Source organism: Pseudomonas sp. FP1154, from assembly GCF_030687245.1.
Classification (GTDB): Bacteria; Pseudomonadota; Gammaproteobacteria; order Pseudomonadales; family Pseudomonadaceae; genus Aquipseudomonas; species Aquipseudomonas rhizophila.
The window spans coordinates 5238125-5260617 of the sequence record NZ_CP117465.1; the positions used below are offsets into that span (position 1 = coordinate 5238125).

At 54.2% G+C, this 22493-nt stretch carries 18 protein-coding genes; 6 read left to right on the forward strand and 12 right to left on the reverse strand.

Features of this window, described 5'->3' with window-relative positions:
• Positions 1 to 251: 251 nt before the first annotated feature.
• The 9 genes from PSH91_RS23425 to PSH91_RS23465 all read right to left on the reverse strand — a co-directional run bounded on the left by PSH91_RS23425 (position 252) and on the right by PSH91_RS23465 (position 13912).
• Positions 252 to 1094, reverse strand: a complete 843-nt coding sequence (locus PSH91_RS23425) for a phosphoadenosine phosphosulfate reductase family protein (RefSeq protein ID WP_305466851.1) — start codon at positions 1092 to 1094, stop codon at positions 252 to 254.
• On the reverse strand, positions 1094 to 4432 hold the full coding sequence (locus PSH91_RS23430; protein ID WP_305466852.1) for an ATP-binding protein: 3339 nt from the start codon (positions 4430 to 4432) through the stop codon (positions 1094 to 1096). The genes PSH91_RS23425 and PSH91_RS23430 overlap by 1 nt, the downstream gene beginning before the upstream one ends.
• Positions 4419 to 5357 carry a DUF4007 family protein gene (locus PSH91_RS23435; protein ID WP_305466853.1) on the reverse strand — a complete coding sequence of 313 codons (939 nt, stop codon included), beginning with the start codon at positions 5355 to 5357 and terminating at the stop codon, positions 4419 to 4421. The genes PSH91_RS23430 and PSH91_RS23435 overlap by 14 nt, the downstream gene beginning before the upstream one ends.
• A gap of 203 nt (positions 5358 to 5560) precedes the next feature.
• Complete coding sequence (locus PSH91_RS23440; protein WP_305466854.1) at positions 5561 to 6448, reverse strand: phospholipase D family protein; 888 nt, start codon at positions 6446 to 6448, stop codon at positions 5561 to 5563.
• 23 nt (positions 6449 to 6471) lie between these two features.
• Positions 6472 to 8295 (reverse strand): ATP-binding protein, encoded by a 1824-nt coding sequence (locus PSH91_RS23445; protein WP_305466855.1) that lies wholly within the window; start codon positions 8293 to 8295, stop codon positions 6472 to 6474.
• Positions 8285 to 10030: a DEAD/DEAH box helicase gene (locus tag PSH91_RS23450; protein WP_305466856.1), complete on the reverse strand. Its 1746-nt coding sequence runs from the start codon at positions 10028 to 10030 to the stop codon at positions 8285 to 8287. Before PSH91_RS23450 ends, PSH91_RS23445 begins: the two co-directional genes overlap by 11 nt.
• Positions 10031 to 10718: 688 nt before the next feature.
• Complete coding sequence (locus PSH91_RS23455) at positions 10719 to 11078, reverse strand: DUF6124 family protein (RefSeq protein WP_305466857.1); 360 nt, start codon at positions 11076 to 11078, stop codon at positions 10719 to 10721.
• 591 nt (positions 11079 to 11669) lie between these two features.
• Positions 11670 to 12944, reverse strand: a complete 1275-nt coding sequence (locus PSH91_RS23460) for a glycoside hydrolase family 68 protein (RefSeq protein ID WP_305466858.1) — start codon at positions 12942 to 12944, stop codon at positions 11670 to 11672.
• 509 nt (positions 12945 to 13453) lie between these two features.
• Positions 13454 to 13912 carry a GNAT family N-acetyltransferase gene (locus PSH91_RS23465; protein WP_047229458.1) on the reverse strand — a complete coding sequence of 153 codons (459 nt, stop codon included), beginning with the start codon at positions 13910 to 13912 and terminating at the stop codon, positions 13454 to 13456.
• A 255-nt stretch (positions 13913 to 14167) separates the two neighbouring features.
• Here PSH91_RS23465 and PSH91_RS23470 point away from each other — a divergent pair, with 255 nt between their 5' ends.
• From PSH91_RS23470 to PSH91_RS23495, 6 genes are read left to right on the forward strand one after another with little or no spacing between them, the layout of a single operon-like run.
• Positions 14168 to 14791 (forward strand): CDP-alcohol phosphatidyltransferase family protein, encoded by a 624-nt coding sequence (locus PSH91_RS23470; protein ID WP_107321797.1) that lies wholly within the window; start codon positions 14168 to 14170, stop codon positions 14789 to 14791.
• Positions 14792 to 14801: 10 nt separating this feature from the next.
• A complete protein-coding gene (locus tag PSH91_RS23475) occupies positions 14802 to 16559 on the forward strand; it encodes a bifunctional alpha/beta hydrolase/class I SAM-dependent methyltransferase (protein ID WP_305466859.1) in 1758 nt (585 codons plus the stop codon).
• Complete coding sequence (locus PSH91_RS23480) at positions 16559 to 17902, forward strand: phosphatase PAP2/dual specificity phosphatase family protein (protein ID WP_305466860.1); 1344 nt, start codon at positions 16559 to 16561, stop codon at positions 17900 to 17902. Before PSH91_RS23475 ends, PSH91_RS23480 begins: the two co-directional genes overlap by 1 nt.
• Positions 17892 to 18347: a hypothetical protein gene (locus PSH91_RS23485; RefSeq protein WP_305466861.1), complete on the forward strand. Its 456-nt coding sequence runs from the start codon at positions 17892 to 17894 to the stop codon at positions 18345 to 18347. The genes PSH91_RS23480 and PSH91_RS23485 overlap by 11 nt, the downstream gene beginning before the upstream one ends.
• A 9-nt stretch (positions 18348 to 18356) precedes the next feature.
• Complete coding sequence (locus PSH91_RS23490; protein WP_281459797.1) at positions 18357 to 18977, forward strand: 1-acyl-sn-glycerol-3-phosphate acyltransferase; 621 nt, start codon at positions 18357 to 18359, stop codon at positions 18975 to 18977.
• Between the two features lies 1 nt (position 18978).
• Complete coding sequence (locus PSH91_RS23495; RefSeq protein WP_305466862.1) at positions 18979 to 19911, forward strand: phosphatidate cytidylyltransferase; 933 nt, start codon at positions 18979 to 18981, stop codon at positions 19909 to 19911.
• Between the two features lie 245 nt (positions 19912 to 20156).
• Here PSH91_RS23495 and PSH91_RS23500 read toward each other — a convergent pair whose 3' ends face one another.
• Genes PSH91_RS23500 through PSH91_RS23510 form a run of 3 tightly spaced genes read right to left on the reverse strand, consistent with a single transcriptional unit; the run spans position 20157 to position 22493 of the window.
• Positions 20157 to 21314, reverse strand: a complete 1158-nt coding sequence (locus tag PSH91_RS23500) for a glutathionylspermidine synthase family protein (RefSeq protein ID WP_047229451.1) — start codon at positions 21312 to 21314, stop codon at positions 20157 to 20159.
• A 12-nt stretch (positions 21315 to 21326) separates the two neighbouring features.
• Positions 21327 to 22046: a DUF1190 domain-containing protein gene (locus tag PSH91_RS23505; RefSeq protein ID WP_305466863.1), complete on the reverse strand. Its 720-nt coding sequence runs from the start codon at positions 22044 to 22046 to the stop codon at positions 21327 to 21329.
• 18 nt (positions 22047 to 22064) lie between these two features.
• Positions 22065 to 22493, reverse strand: coding sequence for a DUF350 domain-containing protein (locus tag PSH91_RS23510; RefSeq protein ID WP_047229449.1), 429 nt, complete (start codon positions 22491 to 22493; stop codon positions 22065 to 22067).

A 22493-nucleotide genomic window follows, 5' to 3' on the forward strand; every position in this document is an offset into this window, starting at 1 on the left:
GCCTATTGAAAAGCCGTTTTCACCCTAACGGCCAACTAAAAATCAAATCCTGAAGCATTTCCTTGTATCAGTCACTTCCGAATCGACTTAAGCATTGAGATACAATATGGGAACACGTAAATTATCAAAATCGACAAACGCTCGAATCAAAACAACAGAACAAGGCGCGAAAGGGAACGATAATCATCAATTGATATTCTAATCACCACATTATCAGCCAAACTAAAAATACAAATTAGGTCGACAACAGTCTACTTATGGCAAATCAAACATGCACCGCCACCCTCATCCTCAAAGTACAAGTCATCAATATCAGTAGGCTCTAAGCTTACAGGTCTAAGCGGATTAACTTTTTTCCGCGCAAGCTCACGCTCTTTGCGAACTCTAAAATCAGCATCAATTTGCGCTAAACGCCCGGGCTGCTCGAGCTCAACTAATGACTCCCCTTGACTCCATGTGAATGGGGACCCATTTTCCAGAGCGGTTTTTTCGTATTCCTTAGCTTCTTCAAAACTTGCTGGATGTTTTAGCTTTAAATTAGCCCATTCAATTTTCTGCTGAAAAAAGCAAAACGTACAACCACTTCGAGATCGCCAATCGTAATACTTCGGCAACCCCAACCCAGAGGCTTCTAGAATATCAATTACTCCGGGCTTATCGATACCATGCTCACGAAACGGTAGCTTTACAACCAGATTATCTTGACGGGCAATCATACCATCTCGATGTTCTTCATCTGCCCGAATCGCTACATAGCTATATACGTAATCCCCTGCTTCCAACCAAGGATGTACCCACTGCTTGAAGGGCTCCAACTTCAGCTTTCTGGTACACCACCGAGTATTAGGAGAAGGCAAAAAATTATTATACTGGCGCAGCCAGAAATCGAAGTCCCTATGCGGATTTAAACGCTCAATAGGTTTCCCCAAGAAACCTTCTAAGCGACCGAGGAACTCGTAAACCTCCGGCAACTCTTTACCTGTATCGGTAAAAAAATACTTAATATCCAGCTCAGGATAATGCAGACTCATGTATACAGCGAGCGCGGCGCTGTCTTTTCCTCCAGACAACCCCAATACATGATGCTCAGCCATTACTCAGCCTCCTTGATACGTTCACTCATCAATAAAGCACCTGTCTCTGCCAGTGCTGCAAGAACTATATCGCGACTCTCTTTCTGAACCGTAGCTAGTACACGCTTAACCAGCTCATCTACCGCAGGAACATCTTCCTCGGAAATGTCTATTGATCCTGAAGTATCTAGCCCCTGTTTGGCGCCAAATACGACACCTATAACCCGCCGACTTGCAGGCCGGCCATGTAATGGCGCCATAACCTCTTCTTTACGCAAGTCTATAGCCCAAGCACCTATCTGTGATAGTGCCGCGTCAATATCTCGATCAACCCATTGAGCAGGAGGCTTATTAGTTGCCAGACTGATAATTTTCTCAACGCTAGCCCCCCCCCCATCATAGGTTTCCAATCTTGTAGCAAACGCATCCAATAGAAAATTACCTGTAATCCCCTTAACGCCGGCAGCCCGCTTTTGCAAAAGTGGAATGCTTCTTCCCTCATGATCCAACGCCGACAGTAACGTCTTATTAACTCTCTCAAGCATATTCGGATAAGCAGAAGACAATTCATCAATAACTGATTGAAGCTTTACAACTAACTCATCAGCTTTCACTGCCCCCAGCAAAATCGGCAAATCCGCAAATAATACCTTATGGGGATCATTAGCTTTTAACAACATAGCTCGCACATCTTGCGCCACTTGAGAAACCGTAGCAGTCCGCTTCGTCCACGAGGGAAGATTGAAAACCATACTTACCAGTGCTCGAGCAGCATCAAGCGGTTCAGGGCTCAAACCGGCGGGCATCGGTAAAGAAACAGTTCGCGCAATAGCTGCGACCAATTTTTCCTTATCCTTGGAGACCTCAACAAATTGAAACCGGATGCGAGCAGGATCCAAAAGCCACTCGTCGACTGCAGCTTCTGAAATGTCAGGAGTAAATATGCCATCTATGTACATTGCTAACGATGAGCGATTCGACAGAAAAAAAGATAGTGCCAGCACGGGCATAAGCCCCGAGCGCACACCATAAGGAGGGGAACTCCAAAGCTTATAAATCTCAGCCAAAGTTGTACTCTTCGGCGACAAAACCAACTGTTCTGTATCCCACCATAGTGGTGCAATGGACAATCCACGAACGCAATCATTTGGAGAACCGAAACCCCAGCCGTCTTTGCGCTCAAAATGAAGACCCGTACCTTGCAAAACGCTATAGTAAAGCCCCGCATCTGCCGGGTATCCCTGATACCCAAGATTCGGCTCCGCAGCATTTACAACCATCTTATATAATAAGTCTTTACGCGCCCTACTAGAGTTGCTAGATAGGTCTTCACGATTTATCAACTCGCTTAGTACACGAGGGGACTTATAATAAATTTCCTGCGCAATTTTTGACGCAAGCACGGTTAAAGAAGTGATGACATCTTTAACTTGTCGGACACCTTGATAGTACCAGCCAGAAAGACCAAATGCATCAGTGAGTTCCTCCTCAAGAGAAGCCCTCACAGCGGCCACACGCCCAGTCAATTCGCGCTTTGCCACCGAATCACCTTCTAGCTCTGGGCGAGTATGAACGACTCGTTCAGACGCACCGAGCTCCAGTGCAAGGTCCGCGATTTTCTCCGCATTCGTTGGGACCCCAAATAAAACGGGCATCCTGTCGTACTTGGCGCTTAATTTCTTTATGTGTGCTTCGGCGGACTGTCCAGTTTGCCCTATCTCCGGCAAACATAAGAAAAACGTACCTACGCTTCCTTTGTCAGACCTATAATTTTTAAGAACCGACTCTATTTCTGACAGGGGAACTATTTTCCGGTCAAACCACCGCATGGTTCCAGTTTCTTGATATAGCCGCTTAGCGAGAACCGGCTGTAAGTCACTTACTGAAGAAACCTGGACTAGCGAATAAGCTCCAATTTCGTAACGTGCTTGATTAACCGCTCCATCAACATCAAAATCGCTACCTGCATATATCCCATAGGCTCCTAGATGCTTACGCTCGATTAGGATTTTCCAACTAATCAAGTTATTCAGCGCTTTGTGAATGGCGTCCGCCGATACACCAGGAATGGCAACTGCAAGAATTTTCTCCTCTGGAACGACACCCGACCCATTGCGAAACATCTCAATTAGTGCAACGACCTTCGTCAAGCCAATATGTAAGGAGTCCCCCTTAGCTTCGGCTCGCTCAACGGCGTCGCAGGCCACTGCCCAACGATGCCCATCAGGAGAAGCCATAATTGCCGGCTCTAAATTTGCCCTTAAATAGTCCCAATAGCGTGCGGGATCATATAATGAACTTTTTCCTACTACAGCCCCCTCAAGGAACTCTACAAACCCCAAAGGCTCACGTGAAGCCAAGAACCCAAATGTGCTTCTCTCATTTTGCCCGAAACGGCGCTTGGAGATAGGCCCCAAAAGAGCAGCTGTAATGGGGTGAAGAGGCCAGCAGTTTGCTAAACCTGAACTCATTCCTGCGGGAGTACCTGGACGCCTAGCTCTGATTGCGCTAGTTACCACCTCGATATGGTCTCGTTCAACTAAGTGGTCGACTGAAGGATCTCTTTCAATAGCACGACCAATAAGTTCCACCACTTCATCAGTAGCAGAAACTAATGGGATATCAATAAACCGACCTTGCACTTTTGCCCAATCGTCTCGTGATTCTCTGCCAAGGCGAGAGGCATAAGCCTCAAACGCCTGATGCAATATACCAACGACTATAAGTTTTCCATTACAGCGACTAGCCGCCTCGGCCAATTCCTGAAAAAAATATATGTCATCACCGTCCTTGGCGGAGGCCTCGAGCAGTTTTCCAAGCTCATCGATAACAACCAAAACGCCTTGAGGATGAGACTCAGCCGCAGCCACAAGATCGCCAACCACATCAGGGTATTTACGCTTAGCTGGAGCTTCGCCTTTAGCTTGACTTAAGGCCTTAGATAGCTCACTTATAACACTAGCTCTTTTACCGACTATCGGAAGAACACACCAACCCTGTGCCCCGGGATCGAAAGCTCGGTACACAATACTATCCTGAGGCAAATCCAAAATTTGCTTTGCTTTGGCACGAAGCTCTGCACTTTCACCGACAAGAGAGCAAAGCATTAACGCTAGAGACGATTTACCTCCACCATAAGGGCCTGTCCAGGTGAACGCTCGCTGTCGAGTTTCAACAACTTGGCGAGCCATATTCTCCAATAGCGATCTAGAGGTACCTTGACAAACATATCCTGAAAGAGCGTCACCTCTTTTTAAGTCGGCATCTATACGCACTGAGCGCAAAAATTGTCGGGAGATAGTCACGACATCAGCCAAAGAATTTTTCATCACAGTATCATCCTGCTTATTTTTTTGCATACGCTGCCTGCAAAAGATTTTCTTTGGCCTTTTTTATATTGCTAAGGGCATCTCGTTGACGGGTCACTTGCCTGATTCCCGCTTGCTCAGTCCATAACAGCTGCCCTTTGCTCAGATCCTCTAAAGCCATTAGTCGATCTGCTACGGAATGTTCATCTAGCTTAAAAACACGCCCAGGTGACCCATAATCATGTGCCACGCGATCAAAAGCCATCACGGACCCTGAATGACCGAGGCGCTCCCAATAGTCCAGAAGGGCATACGCGAAAACCCCATCGGGGAGAGAGCGTTTGGCACCTCTACGAAACTCGAAACTATCTTTCGTGTTCTGTTGAACTAATCCAAGCTCTCCCAATAGCGGCTCACTCATTTCCTCTGGGGATTCGCCACCTAGCCGCGGAACGTAACTTCTAATGCAGCACTCAACATCCCGCTTAAGCGTTGCTCCTGAAATTTTTAGGTTGCGCTCAGTAATCATTGCGGAAAGCGACTCAACGACACTCTCTCTCTTAAATACCTGCTGCACAACATGATTAAACAAGTAATACCAAGTCGTAGTCTTCTCCGGACTGCTCGCAAGGAACCAATGCATTAACCAAGTAGTAGCGGTGTGCTCTGAAAATGGATCTAGACCGGTTTGAGGATCAAAAAGGGTGTCAGCTATTTGCGTGGGGACGAACCCCCCCTCGGACTCTTCTATTACTCGACAGGCAGTAGCCCAGAATCTGATGGAGGTAACCATATTTTTGCCAACACCAAATCGAGCGATAGCAGCGTCCTCGGAAAATACTGATTTGGGCGCGGTAAGCCCAAGATTCCGATAGTAGGCTACTGCGTCGTAGGCTTTACGAAGCCAAAGCTGACGGAGTGGAAACGTTTCGTGACCTGAAAACTGAGGGCGTTGGTCGGTACGTAAGGTAATCATAGGGTACCAATGCAGTGGAAGACTGGTTGATGTCACCAGTCTTATCGTTGCCTCAGAATACTGTATATAAAGCCAGAATTCGATCAGCAGATCGTTATTTTTTCCATTGACACAACAAAAAAAATATGCCAGTCACGGCAATCCGATCGCAGCTCAACGGCAGCCAGGCAGCATTACGATGAGACATGACCGCCCCATCGTCGTCACTCTCTCTTCACCCCAGATCTGAGCCTAGTTACGTATGACTGAGGAGCGATCTCATACCTATCGCCAAGAAAATACGTGAGCCACTCTCGGGTAACGCCCCATAGCAGCTCGACCGACATTTCCGTTACCGGGGAAAGCCTACCTAGAAGCTCAATACCAGCCGCATCACTAAGATCGGTTGAAGCGGCGCGCAAGACAGCGGCCATAGCGGGCATCGCTGAAAACCTCTTAGCAACTTCTGCTTTGAAATCGGCTTCACTAAGCCCCGGAGCGATGCATAGAGCGCTTAAATCATGATCTGCTGCGCTCAATACTGACTCCACAAGCCTATCTCTACTCGACGGCCGGTACGCTAAAAATAGCTTTTCCGGGGCTGCGAGCCTAGGAATCCACATAGAGGCAAGTTCCATCTCTAAGGGAAGCGCAGACGGAAGCAACGTTCGTGGCATATTATCAACTAGAAGTTGCATCGCTGAACGCTCTGCCGCACTAGCAACTCTTGCAAAAGCCAATGCTTCAACACATCGAAGGACTGCCGACTCATTGGACGGCACAAGAGTTAGGAGCTCAAGATTTGGACTTTTACACCAACCTAACGCTGTAGCCGTCAGGTTTGCAGACCCAGCCAGTAGAGCTTCATCAGAGAAATACAACTTCGCATGGAGATTATCAAGCAGCTTGAGCGTGGTTAATGGTCGAGAACTAGTGACATCAAATACGTCCAGATCACTAACTCCTGCTGCGATCTCTTCTGCATGCCAGCGGGTAAATATCTCAACAGAGACGTCTGGCGCGACCACTGAAAGCAGACGATTTAACACCCCTACTTTGATGAACGGTGCGCAAAGAACCACTCGGCTTTTCGCTCTTGCCAAATGCGCCATTAGGAGATCGCCATCTAGACGCATCAGTCAAGCCCCGAAATATCAATGGGATCAAGAAAATCACGAGCGAGTTTTCCCCAGCTCTCACGGACCCTTTCATACCGAGCCTGATTTGGAGGATCCTCTCTCTCCATTCGCGCCCAAGCTGCGAAGAGCAACTGAACCGCCTGTCCAGCCTTTAGTAATCGATCTTGAAGTTCAGAACTAGAAAGCTGGTCTAAATCATCATCCGCAGAAACAGTGTCAAAAATCATATCAAAAGCGGGATGTCGCCTATTGAAAACTACTTCAGTAGCAGGACCTCGTGAAACGACAGTAAACAGCTCTGACGATCCACCTAAAGTTTTATCGATAAATACGACTTTCAAATCACCCGAAATGACTCGAGCTACGATCTCGGATGCATCTTCTTCGTTTCTACCATCTTCGGTCAGGTCGCCGGAAAGCTCGTCCAAATCTTCTGTCGAAGGCTTCGTATCACCATCTGGGATAGGATTGGTTTCATCCCTTTGTTTCCAACGCTTATTTGCCTCTTCAGTTGGGTCTCCACCGACGTGGCGCTTTTCACCTTTCCGTGTACCCTTGGCTTGTATTTTTATTGTGTTGCGAATCTGCCCAAGATTTTTCTTTATCGTTTCACTTAAAAAAAGAAGTACTCCCTTTGGGTCACCTTCTTCAGTAAGACGGGCTATTACGTCCGGCATAGATTCGCCTGGATCGGCGAGCTCCTTCCAATCCAATCCAGACAGTTCATTAAACACTGTTGCTGCTTGTTTATTGTTGGTTACGCCAAATATCTCATCAAGCGCAGCAGGAAACTCAACCTCACACCCCCACCAACGATCTCTAGGGTCATATTGAATAGTCCAGGAGCGATCAAGCATAAGCTCTCGCCCCTCACGCATTACTGAAACACCTATATTATTCGCCGCATCTTTACCATATGCAGTATCACCACGATTTACCGAGCCCGCCAAGTCCAAAGTTTTATTTTTTGCTACGGAATATCGAGTCTGTACCTCATACTTTTTACCATCAACTTCAACGGAAATTGGCTCATTAATCACGTCCTCAAACATTGGTTCGACATTAAATGGAGACGGCATAGTCGGCGCGGCGGTGAGATACATGGGATCATTAATAGTTACCATCCCAGACTCAAAAGCATTATCCTCGCCCCCAGCCAGACGAATACTCAATAGCCCGCCATCGATGAACCGCCGATGGATACGACCAAGCAACCATCCCGTGTTTTTAAGAGTTGCCTTAGCCCCCTTCCAAGTAAGACGGTCGGGAGTTAATTTTGTCCACACTACTAGCGTCCCTGAGCGCCCAATGCTGATAGCTCTTTTTCGCCACTCAGCAGGAACTGCCGAGCGTTCTGGAACAGGAACATCTTTGCGTTTACGATCTCGGATTTCTTGCACATCAAGAAAACTATGCAACGCGTTATCTGGGCCATTCTGCCAACTCCAGACATCCAGGCGACCTGCTTGAGAAATTGATGCATTCGGCAACCCCATTCCGAAGCGCCCAATACCTGATCGGTCGTTAAGCCTTGTACCATTACCGAACTGAAGCGCCTTACGAAGTACGATACCGTCCATTCCGATACCATCATCCAATACAGCAATCTTACTGAGGCGCTTTCGAGACCGCGTTGCAAGCTGTATGTATTCCTCAATACACATTATTTCAATATTTTTTGCATCAGCTTGAACAGAGTTATCAATAAGTTCTGCTAACGCGTACGCGGTATTTTTGTACCCGCTATCTCTCATTGCCTGTATAGCAAGATCAGCAGGTATAAAGGAAGCGTCCTCCTGCCCCTCGTTTTCATTCTTCATTCCAGACATCCTCCCAATTGAAAAAGGCCTCAGCAATATCTCCAAACCCGGGATAAGCTGGGTCATGCACCGTTAGCACTTCGCACATTTTATTCCCCCCTGCTCGCGGCCCTCGTGTGGCGCGCCCAACCATTTGACTATAAAGGACCAACGATTTGGTAGGGCGGGCGATAACCGCAGCGCTTGTTTTGGGCGCATCAAACCCAGTAGTAAGTACTCCGAAATTGCAAAGAACATGCGGCCTACTATCAGGACTTTTGAAAGCTTTCAATATAGAAGCTCGCATACCAAGCGGCGTGAGACCAGACACTACAGAAGCGTTAATAGCGTGCGCAGCCAAACCACTAGCAATATCCTGCGCGTGCTCAACACTTACTGAGAACATAATTACTCGCGTATGCCCTCGACCAATCAGCGACTTTATCGCATCAATAATTGATAAATTACGTGCCGTATCTGATGCAATTTTGCTAAGCATCGCCTCAGAGTATTCTGTAGCATTCGTTATTCTAATTAACTCAGTTGGCGAAGGCTGTACTGTTGGGACGTATTCAATCTGCTTAAAACATGGCCTCGCCAAATATCCATTATCCAGCAAATATTTCACCGGATTAGGATCATCGCCTACCTCAAGAACAACTTTTGAACCACCAAAAAAATCAGAAAGAACCTCATCCTGCCCTAAATCGTTCCATGACCGCCCGGGCGTCGCCGTCAACCCTAATAATGCTCCCGCACTGCCGGAATCACACAACCCTTCGATCAAAGCGCGGTAGGTAGGCGCGACCGCTTGATGAGCTTCGTCCATAATTACAAGACGAACACGTGTAGATAGCCGGAGAAAAGAGAGACTGTCACGCTCGCGCCATGCATGCAGCTTTGCTAGCCCCGCAATTAATAACCCATCTTTTAGGGTATCCGGTTTGGGAGCACGACTTCCCCAAAATCGAAACAACTCAATTTCTCGATTACCCAGTACAGCCCATGCTTTTTCAAAAGTTTCTGCTGCTTGCTCTAAGAGTTCCCTACTTGTAGCGAGCCAAACAATTACACCCGGCTCTTGCTCATTCAGCATTCGCGCTACCAAGTGCATTGCTGTACGGGTTTTTCCTGACCCCGTTGGCATGTGAATGAGGGTTCGTCCCTGTCCATTACCCACACGCCCATAAGCACGCCTAACTACGGATCTCTGGTGTGAAAAAAGAGAGAAATTTGGCTCAATTGTCTGACGATGAAGCGGGGTGACGCCGGCGGCTGTCTCCTCACCTTGTAGTCCAAAAAATCCAGATGCTATGGTCCAATATTCAGGTTCTGCCAGAGCTGGTATATCCAAAGAACCAGATGAGATGCTTAAGCCGGCTTGCCTGAGGCGGAACTTCAACTCATCTAATTTTCCCGGATCAAGATTTCGCAATAGGGTTTTTCTTGTATCTAAATCTTGGAGAATCCGAACAGCGCGATCCTGGAGAGCTCGCTCCGCGGCATAAATTAAGGGTGATCGCTCCTCACCGGAGAATACAGGAAGGAGTGGGAGGACACGTGGACCAACAATGATTTGAAGATCACGAATCGTCAGGCGGCCAAGCAACTCATGCATGCTCTGCCCCGGTGAACTGCCAGCATATCCCCTGCGGTCATCGAACACTGCGTAGACCTCCCTGTCGGTCTCAACTATTTTTACGATTCTATACCGTTCTTTTCCCAGTGCACCATGCCCATGATGCCATTCTGCCATTCGAGGATCTCATCGAAGGAGCTTCAACTTTTTCCTGGATTAATAAATCACTCGCCATCGAGCGTACCAACGTACGGAGCTTGGCCACTAGTTTTGTCTAAGGCAGATCCTAGATTTCGGGAAGTGAGGGCAGCTTGATTCACTGCTTGAGAGTTTCGTTGGGGCTTCGCCGTGCAACGAGAGATGGACGCAGGAGAATCGCCAGGCTCATGCGCAGCGGGCCTCTTATCTGAAAAGCCTTGGATCTGAGGCGTTTCGTATGGCAATCAGGGCCAGTGTAGAAGCAACGGATGCCTGGCTGAACGCCTCGGCTAGCCCCGTAATGGCGCAACACTTTCTTCCCACGGCCACCTCAGTTCTTACAACAAATATAGACGAACGACGCAGCATTGATTCACGCGATTGAGCTCCTACAATCCTGTCGTTAAATTGCAAGAGATGTGTGCGGTAGCTAGGCAATTATGCAACCAGTTGCTGCACGATTAAGGCAAATGGCCATGCCCCCCGTAGGTCTTCTCTTATTTCATAGGCATTACCCGAAAGATTTATGCCGGAGGTGCTTGCACTATCGCCTCTGGATCCCCTTTAGCGCACCTAGAAAAGCCGCCCGTCCCTGGAAATTCGAGCAGAAAAAAAGGCCCTGCTGTGCAGGACCTTTTTATATCAGAGGGCAAACGACTTGCCTCCCCTACCTCACCTCAACAATATCCAAAGCCCGATTCGCCAACAGCTCACTCACCTCGATCACCTGCAAAATCCCCAACGCAAAATGCCGTCGTGATCCCTCAAGACCAAACGCCAAATCACTGATCATGGCATTCGCCGAAGCCAGGTTCTCACTGAGGTTGGCAAGCAGACATTCCGAATCAACATCCGGTGCGATACGGAAGATGGTGTTGGGTTTGTCAGACGTTTCGCTCTTCGGCGTAGGCTTCAGATAGAAATCCAAAGCCCGGTTGGCCGCATCATCGAGCTTCTTGTTACGAGCCGATTGAACACGAGACACGGTTTCATCTGTAGCTGGAGGGTTCGGTGTAATTTTGACCATAGCCTTAACTCTCTTTGGTGAGGCCACAACCCTCTCGCTGCTAAACGAGTGGGTGGCAGCTGTACGCGGGTTAGCAGACCGACGAGTTAAGAAATCGGCGCGCCCGGGGGCGCCCCACGCACAGCCACCATCAAATGCAGGGATGGGGATACCTGACTGATGAAGCTTGATACGACTCAACTCGACGGGCTGCTAAACCCGATCACTGATGGGCAGTGACAGGATCAAAACTACCGACGCGGCCAAGGACGCACAAGCCGGCGGATTCTGGCGTAGTTGTAGGCAATGGCGCAAGGCGATGTCGGTCGTGGCGAGTCTCGTGGAGTCACGATAAACAGCTGGCCGGAATGTTGCTGATGCACCGCTATCGCGAGCAAGCTCGCTCCCACAGAGGAGTTTGTGTACATACGTCGCAGGGGAACGCATTCGCGACCGACTGCATCCTTGCAGCCAGTCGCGAAGAGGTTACGACTCGTTATTCAATGGGGCTTGCGAGCAACGTCACAATGAATCAGGCGGGATATCTCGATCATATCCACGACGGTTTTGTCATCGACCGCAAACCCGCTGCCTGAAAACCCTCTGTTGCTATTACTTGAGCGTGACATCGAGCATCGGGGGGATGTAACCGTAGTCGTACTCGCCCACCACGAAGGTCTGCTGCCCTTTGATTTTCATGCCCACCGTGGGTGCCTCGGTGCCACCGACACGAATCTGCGTGCCGGTTTCGTCGGTCGGTACGCTGTCGATGAAGGAGGTCACCAAGCCGTTTGGCATTACATAGTGCGAGTAGGTCTGGAATGGCTGGGAGGACGGGTTGCCCAGCACCAGGCCGGATCCGTTCAGCGGCACGTAAGGGCCGAAGAGCGAGTCCGCGACGAAACCGTACACGCCGTCCGGCCCGGTCACGCCGTCGGCGTAGGTGAAGGTATGGCTGATCGTGAACAGGTAGTACTTGCCATCCTGGAACACGAAGTGCGGGCGCTCGGTCTGGTCGTTTACGCCCACGGCGGTCAGCAGTGGCGGCAACATTTCCCAGTCGTCACCGTCCGCGTCGCGGGCTACGGCGATGCCAACACAGGCGGTCTGGAAGCGGGAGTTGCCGACATCTTCATAACCCGGCGGCACATCGCCGATTTCTGCCTCTCCCACTTTGTGCGAGCCGCGCTCACCGGCCACGTTGCCCTCGAACAGCATGTAGAGCTTGCCGTCTTTCGGGTCGCGGAATGGCCATGGGTCGCGGAAACCCCAGAACGCGTTTTGTGCTTCGGTCTGGTACATATTGCCGTCGGCCTCGAACAGCGGCTTGACCTTCTCGAAGCCGACCATGCTGACACCGTGTTCAGTGGTCACCACCCGACCGCGCACCTTGACGATGGTCGCGCCCGGAGTGACGGCGGTGTAATACAGGTCCACTTCACCGCGGCCGTTCAACAGGATCGGCGTACCGGCCCATTCGCGAGCGGTCGGCGAAACGCCTTCGGCCATCACACGGCCACCGAATTCCCAGTTCTTGCCGGTACGCGAAAACCAGTAGTACATCTTTGCCCGACCGTGACGATCGTTCCAATCGCGGAGGATGTCGTAGTTACCGTCCTCGTCGAGGTACTGCGGGTCGTTTGGATGACGATCAGCCGTCAGGGTGAAGATCACCGACCAGCCATCGACGGACGTCACGTTACCGTCCAAGTCACGCAGGGGCATGGTGTCCCAGATGAACACGTCGTTGTTCAGTACCGGGAAATCCGCGCTGACCAGCGGCTGAGTGGTGGTGGGATCGTCCGCCCGGACTTTCAACGCATCGGCGCGGGTCCAAAGGCTGGGTTGATGGGGTGTTACACCGAATTTTTCAGGGTTGGTTTTCATAAGGTAGTGCCTCGTCCATGAATGGATTCAAATAAATGACGCTTCAGAAATACTGTATGCGCATACAGTGAAACCACCTTATAGAGGCTCACCCATGTGGGTCAAGCGAAAAAATGCATTTGTGCATATTTTGGTTTTTTCTTGTAGCTGATACGTTTCAGCCATGAACGTTTGCAGAAGTTAGTTCCAGGGGAGATCGGCGACGTTGCCTGCACGCTCGGTGCTTTGAATCGCTGATTGGTGGAAGGCGCGCGTAGCTGCGCAATGGGAGGCAATGCATGGAGGGAGCGGATCGCCGGGATCTGCTCGCGAGGTGGCGAATCAGTGGCGCTGAGGTTGACTGGTGTATCGCTATCGCGAGCAAGCTCGCTCCCACAGGGGGTGTGCGAAAGGACTGCTATGGCGGTGGGTCAGATGCTTGATGGGTGTTGGGGTTGTGTCGGGGGGTTGCCGATGCCCAGGATCCGCGTAGGAACAATCGACTCGCCGGTGTGCGGTCCCGGCGGTGGTTACAGCTGCCGCGACATCAGCCATTGCTCTTTCCCCCATGCCTCAAAGCGCTCCAGCACTTCCCAGCCAAGCCCGGTGTAGTAGTCGCGCTGGTTGTGGGTGTGCAAGTACAAGGTGGTGAATCCCGCTTCTCTGGCATGGTTGCAGATGCCTTCGATCAGTTGCGCGGCAAGGCCTCTGCGGCGGGCGGTTGGGGTGATGAAGACGCATGCCAGCCATGGGCCGAGTTCTGGTCGGTCGGGCAGGTCGTCGCTGGCCAGTGAGACGCCGCCTAGCAACTGGTCTTGCTCCGTGGCGATCAGGCATTTCCAGTGTCCATCACGTTGGCCCGCAGCGAACTCTTGCTGCCAACTGGCGAGGGATTGCTGGGCGAATTCATAGCTGAATTCCTGGTGAAGCCACTCGGCCATCTGGTCGCATTTGTCCATGTGGTTTTCGAGCCAATCCATTTGCGGCATTTGGAGCGTTCCTTATGTTTGGGACAACAGGGTGTTGACCTGTTTGGCTGATGAACCGCTATCGCGAGCAAGCTATGCTCCCACAGAGGCTTGTGGCAAGCCCGCTCCTACAGGGGTTCTTTATTCACCGGTGAATTCGTTGCCAGATGCCTACCCGCGCGCATTCTCGAGAATTACCCCTCCAGCCAAACCCCAACTATCGTAATCTCGCAGCTGAACAAGCCCAGCCCCGTAACCGGCCGAGATTTCATTCCCATGCCCTCCATCTACCAGCTCAAACCCGCCTTCCAGAACCTGCTGCGCCCCATGGTCCAGCGCCTTTACGACAAGGGCATCACCGCCAATCAGGTCACCCTGCTCGCCGGCGTTGTCTCTGTGCTGGTGGGGGCCGTGGTGGCGTGGTTCGCCAATCATCCGGGGGTGTTTATCCTGGTGCCGATCTGGATGCTTCTGCGCATGGCGTTGAACGCGGTGGATGGCATGTTGGCGCGGGAGTTCGGGCAGCAATCGCATCTGGGCGCCTACCTCAATGAGCTATGCGATATCATCGCCGACGCTGCCTTGATCCTGCCTTTTGCCTTGTTTGCCGACGCCAGTCTGTTGCTGGTGTTGTTGGTCACGCTGTTGGCGTTGTTCAGCGAATACGCCGGTGTGCTGGGGGCGATGGTCGGGGCTTCGCGGCGCTATGACGGGCCGATGGGCAAGAGTGATCGCGCCTTTGTGTTGGGCGTGCTGGCGACCGGGATTGCCCTGGGTTGGCTCGGGACACTCTGGGTTGATGGTGTGATGGCGGTGGTAGCCGCCCTGCTGGTTTATACCTTGGTCAATCGGGTGCGTCATGGCCTGAATCAAGTGACGGAAAACGCTCCCTCAGCATAAGGAAGTTGCAATGCGCGAAGCCCAGGAACTGACGTTTACCACCTTTGACGGCGTGGATTTGTTTTACCGGCATTGGCCGGCCGTCGATGCGGCGCCGGGTGAGCCTCGTCAGGCGGTGTTGTTGTTTCACCGGGGTCATGAACACTCCGGGCGCATTGCGCATCTGGTGGATGAGCTGGATTTGCCCGGGTTCGACTTCTTTGCCTGGGATGCACGCGGCCATGGCCAGTCGCCGGGCGCGCGCGGCGACAGTCCGAGTTTTGCCACCAGTGCGCGGGATGTGCAGACGTTTTGCGATCACATCGGCGCAACGCATCAGATCGACGAGCAGAATATCGCCGTGGTGGCGCAGAGTGTCGGGGCGGTGATTGCGTCGACCTGGGTTCACGATTACGCCCCGCGCATTCGCTCGCTGGTGCTGGCGTCGCCGGCGTTCAAAGTCAAGCTTTACGTGCCTTTCGCTCGTCCGGGCCTGGCGCTGATGCGCCGGTTTCGCGGCAACTTTTTCGTCAACAGTTACGTCAAGGCGAAATTCCTCAGCCATGACCCGGAGCGGGTGGCGTCCTACGACAGCGATCCGCTGATCACCAAGGCGATTTCGGTGAATGTGCTGCTGGGCCTGTACGAAGCCGCCGACCGCGTGGTGGCCGATGCCCAGGCGATTCAGGTGCCGACGCAGTTGTTGATCTCAGGTTCCGACTTTGTGGTGCAGCGCAAACCCCAGGAGCAGTTCTTCGAGCGACTGGGCAGTGTGCACAAGGAGAAACACATTCTGCCGGGGTTCTTCCACGACACCCTCGGCGAGAAGAACCGTGCGCCGGCCATTGCCAGTGCCCGCCGGTTCATTCTGCAAAACTTTGCCCGCCCGCTGGACCGCCCTTCCCTGCTGGACGCTGATCGCCTGGGCGCGACCTGCGCCGAGTCCGAAGCCTTGGCGACGCCGCTGCCGCACAATTCGTTGCGCGACCTGTACTGGCGCATGACCCGCGCCAGCATGCGCTTTGGCAGCAAGTTGTCGGCTGGGGTGAAGTTGGGTTTCGACACCGGCTTCGATTCCGGCAGCACGCTGGATTACGTCTACCGCAATCGCCCCACCGGCACCTCGGCCCTGGGACGGATGATTGACCAGAATTACCTGAACTCCATCGGCTGGCGCGGGATTCGTCAGCGCAAGTTGCACGTCGAGGAGCTGCTGCGTTTGGCCATGGGCAGGTTGCGCGAGCAGGACCGCGAAGTGCGCATTGTCGACATCGCCGCGGGTCATGGCCGTTACATTCTCGAAGCGCTGCAAGGCGTCAGTCCGTTGCCGGAGTCGATCCTGCTGCGCGACTACAGCGACATCAACGTGCGGGACGGCAGTGCGCTGATTCTTGAGAAGGGCTTGGGCGATATCGCTCGGTTCGTCAAAGGTGATGCCTTTGATCGCTCGGATCTGGCGGCGCTGGAGCCCAAACCGACGCTCGCGGTGGTGTCCGGTTTGTATGAGTTGTTTGCCGATAATCAGATGGTCGGCGGCTCCCTCGCCGGCCTGGCCGAAGCGGTGGAGCCTGGCGGGTTCCTGGTCTACACCGGGCAGCCGTGGCACCCGCAACTGGAATTGATCGCCCGCGCCCTCACCAGCCACCGCGCCGGGCAGGCCTGGGTGATGCGCCGGCGCACGCAGGCGGAGATGGATCAACTGGTGGAGGCGGCGGGTTTCCGCAAGATCACTTTGCGGGTCGATGAGTGGGGCATCTTCAGCGTTTCGCTGGCTCAGCGAGTGCAGTGATGAGCGCCGTCATCGCCCCGGCCCGCGAGCCCGGCCTGCTGAAACCGGCGGTGCTGTGGTTGCTGCTGTTGGCACCGTTGTTTTTCAGCACCTATGGCTTCGCCACTTGGGTGACGTCCCAGCGGGACGACGTGGGCAGTTTGGTGTTTGGTTGGGAAAGCTACATGCCGTTCATGGCCTGGACCATCGTGCCCTATTGGTCGATTGATCTGCTGTACGGCCTGTCCCTGCTGTTGCCCAACAGCCGCGAAGAACTCAAACGCCACGCCTTGCGTCTGCTCACGGCCCAGGCGATTGCGGTCAGTTGTTTTTTGCTCTGGCCGTTGCGCTTCACCTTCGCCCGGCCGGAAATGGATGGGGTGTTCGGTTGGCTGTTCGACGTGCTGGCCGGGTTCGACAAGCCGTTCAATCAGGCACCGTCGCTGCACATCGCGTTGTTGGTGGTGCTGTGGGTGTGTTATCAGCGGCACCTGCAAGGGCTCTGGCGTTGGCTGATGCACGGTTGGTTCGCGCTGATTGGCGTGTCGGTGCTGACCACGTATCAACATCACTTTATTGACCTGCCCACAGGTGCGTTGGCCGGGTGGTTGTGTGTCTGGTTGTGGCCGCTGGATCGGCCCAGCCCGCTGAAAAATGCACGTGTGACCGCGGACCCGGCTCGTCTGCGATTGGCTTTGCGCTATGGTTTAGGGGCTGCGGCGTTTTTTGTTCCGGCGTTTGCCTTGGGTGGCGCGTGGCTCTGGTTGATCTGGCCGGCAGTGGCGGTGCTGGGGGTGACGCTGAATTACCTGGTGTTCGGTGCCGATGGCTTTCAGAAGCGCGCGGATGGCCGATTGAGCCCGGCGGTGCGCTGGCTGTTGGCGCCTTATCTGGCGGCGGCGTGGATCAACTCCCGATGGTGGACGCGCAAGCATCCGCAGGCCGATCAGGTGGCCGATAACGTCTGGCTGGGGCGCATTCCCACGCCGATGGAATTGAAGGACAGTGCGTTTACCGGCGTGCTCGACCTTTGCGCCGAAATGTCCATGGACAGCACCGGCATCGCCTATCGCACGTTGCCAGTGCTTGACCTGACCGCGCCCAGTGCCGAGCAGTGCCTGGAGGCTGCGCGGATGATCGAGAACCTGCGTCAGCATGGGCCGCTACTGGTTTGCTGCGCCTTGGGTTATTCACGCAGCGCCAGCGCTGTGGCCGCGTGGTTGTTGCACACTGGCCGGGCCGCCAGCGTCGATGCGGCCATCGTCCAAATCCAGCGGGCCCGCCCGCAGGTTGTTTTGCATCCGGCGCACCGTCGGGCGTTGGAACGGTTATCCACAAACACGAGGAATGACCATGATCAGTGATATGGAACTCCACACGGTGGCGAGCCTGTTGCGCCGAGGTCACTCGCTGGATCAGCTTTCCACGGGGCTGACCCTGTTAGCGGCGCTGCTGGGGCTGGCTCAACTTTTGGTCGGTAGCGTCAATCCGTGGCTACTGCTCTTTAGCGTCGTGATATTCCTGCTTGGCGTGCTGCAAAAGTACTGGGCGCAGCGCGTGGCGTTTGATGCCGACCTGTTCCAGCGCATGGCGGACAGCACCCAATCGCTGGCCGAACGGACCTACACATTGGATCAAGCCCTCACCGCCCTCGGCCTGCAACCGGTCGAACGCAGCGGTCGCCTCTGGACCGAGCGCCGACATGGCGCGTTGTTGCTGCTGCGCCGCCAGTCGTTGTTGCTGGCCACGCAAGTTGTCTTGACGCTGGGCTTGATCCTGGCCAGTCCCTGGTTAGCTTTTTCCGGATAAGGAATCCTCATGTTCGAACCCGTGGTCGCCAGCCTCATCACCTCCGCCGCCCGCATGGTCACGGGGGCTCGCAGCCTGTGGCTCGGTTGCGCGCCGCAACCGGTGCAGCGGATCTACTTCGCCAATCACAGCAGCCACGGCGACTTCGTGCTGCTGTGGGCCTCGTTGCCGCCGGCGCTGCGCAAGCTTACCCGGCCGGTGGCGGGCGCCGATTATTGGCAGACCAGCCCGCTGCGGCGCTACATCATCAACCGGGTGTTCAACGGCGTGCTGGTGGACCGCGAGCGCAAGGACCCTTCGTACAACCCTTTGCAGCCGATGCTCGATGCCTTGGAAAACGGCGACTCGCTGATCATCTTCCCCGAGGGCACGCGCAACCCGGAGGACGGCCTGCTGCCGTTCAAGAGCGGGATCTATCATTTGATGAAAAGCCACCCCGAAGTCGAGGTGATTCCAGTGTGGATCGCCAACCTCAACCGCGTCATGCCCAAGGGTCGAGTGCTGCCGCTGCCGCTGTTGTGCACCACCAGTTTCGGCGCGCCGCTGTGCATCGAAGAAGATGAAGGCAAAGAGCAATTTCTTGAACGCAGCCGGGCCGCGCTGCTGGCACTGGCCCCGGAGCACGTCTGACATGGATAGACATACCCTGATGCTGTTTAGCGGGATCGGCGCAATTCTGCTGCTGGCCTCTGTGATTGGTTTCATCCTCAAACTGCGGACAAAAGGCGCGCCGAATTCGGTCATCGATAACCTCAACGCGCGGATCAACGCCTGGTGGGTGATGGTGCTGGTGATCGGCACCGCGTTCTGGCTGGGCAACGCGGCGGTCATCCTGTTGTTCTACGCCGTGTCGTTTTACGCCCTGCGGGAGTTCCTGACCCTGACACCGACCCGGCGCAGCGACTACCCGGCCTTGGTGGCGGCGTTTTACCTGGCACTGCCGCTGCAATACCTGCTGATTTATTTTGATTGGTACGGACTGTTTTCCATCTTTATCCCGGTGTACGTGTTCCTGCTGCTGCCGATCCTGGCGTCCCTGGGCGGCGACAGCACGCACTTTCTGGAGCGCGCTTCCAAGGTCCAGTGGGGGCTGATGATCGCGGTGTTCTGCATCTCGTTCGTGCCGGCACTGCTGACGTTGGACATCGCTGGTTTCGAAGGGCGCAACCTGTTGCTGATCGCTTACCTGGTGATCGTGGTGCAGCTGTCGGATGTGCTGCAGTACGTGTGCGGCAAGTTGTTCGGCAAACACAAGATCGCCCCGAACCTGTCACCGTCGAAAACCGTCGAGGGTTTTGTCGGCGGCATTCTGCTGGCTTCGCTGATCGGTGGCGCGTTGTGGTGGATCACGCCGTTCAATCCGTGGCAGTCATTCCTCATCGCCTTGCTGATCAACTTGCTGGGGTTTGCCGGTGGGATTGTCATGTCGGCCATCAAGCGTGACCGTGGCGTCAAGGATTGGGGGCACATGATCGAAGGCCACGGCGGCATGCTGGATCGGTTGGATTCGGTGAGCTTCGCCGCACCGATCTTCTTTCATCTGGTGCGGTACTGGTGGACCTGAAAAATCTGTGGTGAACACCTGAACTGTGGGAGCGAGCCTGCTCGCGATAGCGGAAAGTCAGTCGACATTGATGTTGGCTAATCCACCGCCATCGCGAGCAGGCTCGCTCCCACATGGGTTCAGCGCCTAGCCCACTGACACACCGCCCTTGTGGCGAGGGAGCTTGCTCCCGCTGGGCTGCGAAGCAGCCCCAAAAACAAGCACCGCAGACTGTCAGGCTGATTGAATTGGCTGCTTGGGAGCAATCAGTCGAGGATCAAATGCGGCAGGAACCGGCTCGAATCCTTGGTGATCAAGCTGTTGTCTTCCCGCACGCCGATGCCGGCGGCCTGGTCGCCAATGACCCAGGAGCCGATCAATGTGTAGCTGTCGCCAAACTTCGGCAACGGGGCGAATTCCTGGAGGATGAAGGGGGCGTCGGTGTAGGGGCCGTCTTCTTTGACGATCAGGCCATCAGCGGTTTGCAGCTCGATGTTGGCGCCTTCCCGGGAAAAGAACGGTTTGCGTACCCAGCCCTTGGGTACGGCTTTGCTCGAGTCAGTGTCGAGATGGGCTGCGAGCAGGTTCGGGTGACCTTTGTTGAATTCCCACAGCAACGGCAGGATGCCTTTGTTGGAGATGATCGACTTCCAGGCCGGCTCGAAAAACTGCGTGTCGCTCTGGGCAATCGCCGCACCAAAAGGCTCGTGGAAGATGAACTCCCAGGCATGCAGCTTGAACAGGTGAGGGATCCAGCGATCTTCCAGATCGACGAAACGGCCCTCACCTGTGAGGCCGATATCCTCGATATCGATGTGCCGCGATTCGATGCCGACTTTTTCCGCGATCAGGCGCAAGTAGTCGGTGGTGCCTTTGTCTTCGATCGAGTCTTTCATCGACGCAAAGTAAAAAGGCTGCTTGAGTTGCAGTTGGGCAAAGACCTGATGCAGCTTGGTGTCGATGCTGTTGAACTGGTCGGCATGCCCAGGCAACAGTCCGCGCTCGATGCATTGCTCCAACCAGCCCCACTGAAACGCCGACGCCTCATACAGGCTGGTGGGCGTGTCGTAGTTCAGTTCCAGCAGCTTGGCGGGGCCGCTGCCGTTGTAGGAGAAGTCCATGCGCCCATACAGGTGCGGATGCCCTTCGAGCCATGAGGTGCGAACCATGTCGAAGAACGGCGCAGGAATGCTCAGGCGCTCCAGCAGCTCCTCGCTCTGAACCACTCGGGCCACCAGGTCCATGCACATCTCATGGATCTCGGTGGTCGGGTCCTCCAGATCGTCTTCGATCTGCTTGAGCGTGAACTGGTAGTACGCGCTCTCGTCCCAATAGGGTTCGTCGTCGATGGTGTGGAACAGAAAGCCGAGACTCTCGGCGGTCTGTTTCCAGTCATGACGTTCGGCGCAATGGACTTTCTTCATGACGCGCGTTCCTTAACTGCTCGATCGCCCGGAGCTGCTCGAGCCGCCCCAACCGCTGCGGGCGCTGGCTTTGCTGCCGAAACCGCCACGGGAGGTGGAGGAAGCAACAGAGATCGGCTTGCTGGCGGAGCGGACCGTGTCGGTGTAGTTGCCATACCTCGCCTGATTGGACTTGGTAAAGGTCGAACCTTTGGAAATCCGCTGGGCGAGTGTTGAGGACGCGTAGTTGCCGCGATCATCGCGATAGCGGTAGACCGGTTGGGAGTAATAGCTGTTGCGGTTGCTGCTCAGCATGTTGCCGATCAGCAACCCGGTCAGCAGGCTGGTGCCGGAGAACCCTGAGCCTTGCGCATTGGCTTCGGAGGCCGGCAGTTGTGCCTTGGCCGCATCCACCTGGGCTTGGGTAACCTGGCCATCGGCGGTCAGTTCGAAACCACCCAGCCTGGGGATGAACTGGCCGGTGGAATCCTGTTGGCACCAATCGGCAACAAAGTCGGCATCGCAATCGGCCTGGTTGCTGTACGTCGGTGCGATGCGGCGATGCTCGGCCATGGCGGTCATGTAGGCGTCGGAGCACACGTCTACCGGGAGTTTTTCATCGGCACATTGCTGCACGGACTGGAAGTTGTACTTCTTCTGTACCGGGTAGGTTTTTTCTGTCGGGCTGCAGCCTGATATCGCCATGGCGACCGACGCGGCCAGCGAGAGCTGAACGTACTTGCTTCGTTTCATGGGATCTCCGTGGCGCAATCAGTTCTGGGAAGGCGTCATGCACGCGGCGTTCAACATGCCGACGCTGATGGCTACTGCCGCGATATAAATACCCGCGGCGAGCTCACCCTTTTTAATGCGTTCAGAGGCGCCTTTGAGCACCAGGCTGGTCACCAGGAACGCCAGCAGTTGCACGAACGCTGCGATCACGGCCCAGACGACGAAGTCCAGAATGCTGACGGAATAGGCAATCACATTGCTGGCCGGGATGGCGAAACCGATGATGGCGCCGCCCAGCGCGATGGCGGCGGCCACGTTGCCCGAACGGATCAGTTCGAATTCCTTGTGCGGCGTGATCCGGGTGTAGATGAACTGGTACAGCGCGAACAGCACGGCCGCACCGAGGATGTACAACACAAACCCGAGCACGGCGGCTTTGTTCAGGGAAATCGAGAGCGCTTCAAGCAT

Excerpts from the sequence above, each read along its gene's own strand:
- PSH91_RS23425 (WP_305466851.1), bottom strand. The coding sequence starts at position 1,094 with ATGGCTGAGCATCATGTATTGGGGTTGTCTGGAGGAAAAGACAGCGCC.
- PSH91_RS23430 (WP_305466852.1), bottom strand. The coding sequence starts at position 4,432 with ATGCAAAAAAATAAGCAGGATGATACTGTGATGAAAAATTCTTTGGCT.
- PSH91_RS23435 (WP_305466853.1), bottom strand. The coding sequence starts at position 5,357 with ATGATTACCTTACGTACCGACCAACGCCCTCAGTTTTCAGGTCACGAA.
- PSH91_RS23440 (WP_305466854.1), bottom strand. The coding sequence starts at position 6,448 with ATGGCGCATTTGGCAAGAGCGAAAAGCCGAGTGGTTCTTTGCGCACCG.
- PSH91_RS23445 (WP_305466855.1), bottom strand. The coding sequence starts at position 8,295 with ATGAAGAATGAAAACGAGGGGCAGGAGGACGCTTCCTTTATACCTGCT.
- PSH91_RS23450 (WP_305466856.1), bottom strand. The coding sequence starts at position 10,030 with ATGGCAGAATGGCATCATGGGCATGGTGCACTGGGAAAAGAACGGTAT.
- PSH91_RS23455 (WP_305466857.1), bottom strand. The coding sequence starts at position 11,078 with ATGGTCAAAATTACACCGAACCCTCCAGCTACAGATGAAACCGTGTCT.
- PSH91_RS23460 (WP_305466858.1), bottom strand. The coding sequence starts at position 12,944 with ATGAAAACCAACCCTGAAAAATTCGGTGTAACACCCCATCAACCCAGC.
- PSH91_RS23465 (WP_047229458.1), bottom strand. The coding sequence starts at position 13,912 with ATGCCGCAAATGGATTGGCTCGAAAACCACATGGACAAATGCGACCAG.
- PSH91_RS23470 (WP_107321797.1), top strand. The coding sequence starts at position 14,168 with ATGCCCTCCATCTACCAGCTCAAACCCGCCTTCCAGAACCTGCTGCGC.
- PSH91_RS23475 (WP_305466859.1), top strand. The coding sequence starts at position 14,802 with ATGCGCGAAGCCCAGGAACTGACGTTTACCACCTTTGACGGCGTGGAT.
- PSH91_RS23480 (WP_305466860.1), top strand. The coding sequence starts at position 16,559 with ATGAGCGCCGTCATCGCCCCGGCCCGCGAGCCCGGCCTGCTGAAACCG.
- PSH91_RS23485 (WP_305466861.1), top strand. The coding sequence starts at position 17,892 with ATGATCAGTGATATGGAACTCCACACGGTGGCGAGCCTGTTGCGCCGA.
- PSH91_RS23490 (WP_281459797.1), top strand. The coding sequence starts at position 18,357 with ATGTTCGAACCCGTGGTCGCCAGCCTCATCACCTCCGCCGCCCGCATG.
- PSH91_RS23495 (WP_305466862.1), top strand. The coding sequence starts at position 18,979 with ATGGATAGACATACCCTGATGCTGTTTAGCGGGATCGGCGCAATTCTG.
- PSH91_RS23500 (WP_047229451.1), bottom strand. The coding sequence starts at position 21,314 with ATGAAGAAAGTCCATTGCGCCGAACGTCATGACTGGAAACAGACCGCC.
- PSH91_RS23505 (WP_305466863.1), bottom strand. The coding sequence starts at position 22,046 with ATGAAACGAAGCAAGTACGTTCAGCTCTCGCTGGCCGCGTCGGTCGCC.
- PSH91_RS23510 (WP_047229449.1), bottom strand. The coding sequence starts at position 22,493 with ATGCTTGAAGCGCTCTCGATTTCCCTGAACAAAGCCGCCGTGCTCGGG.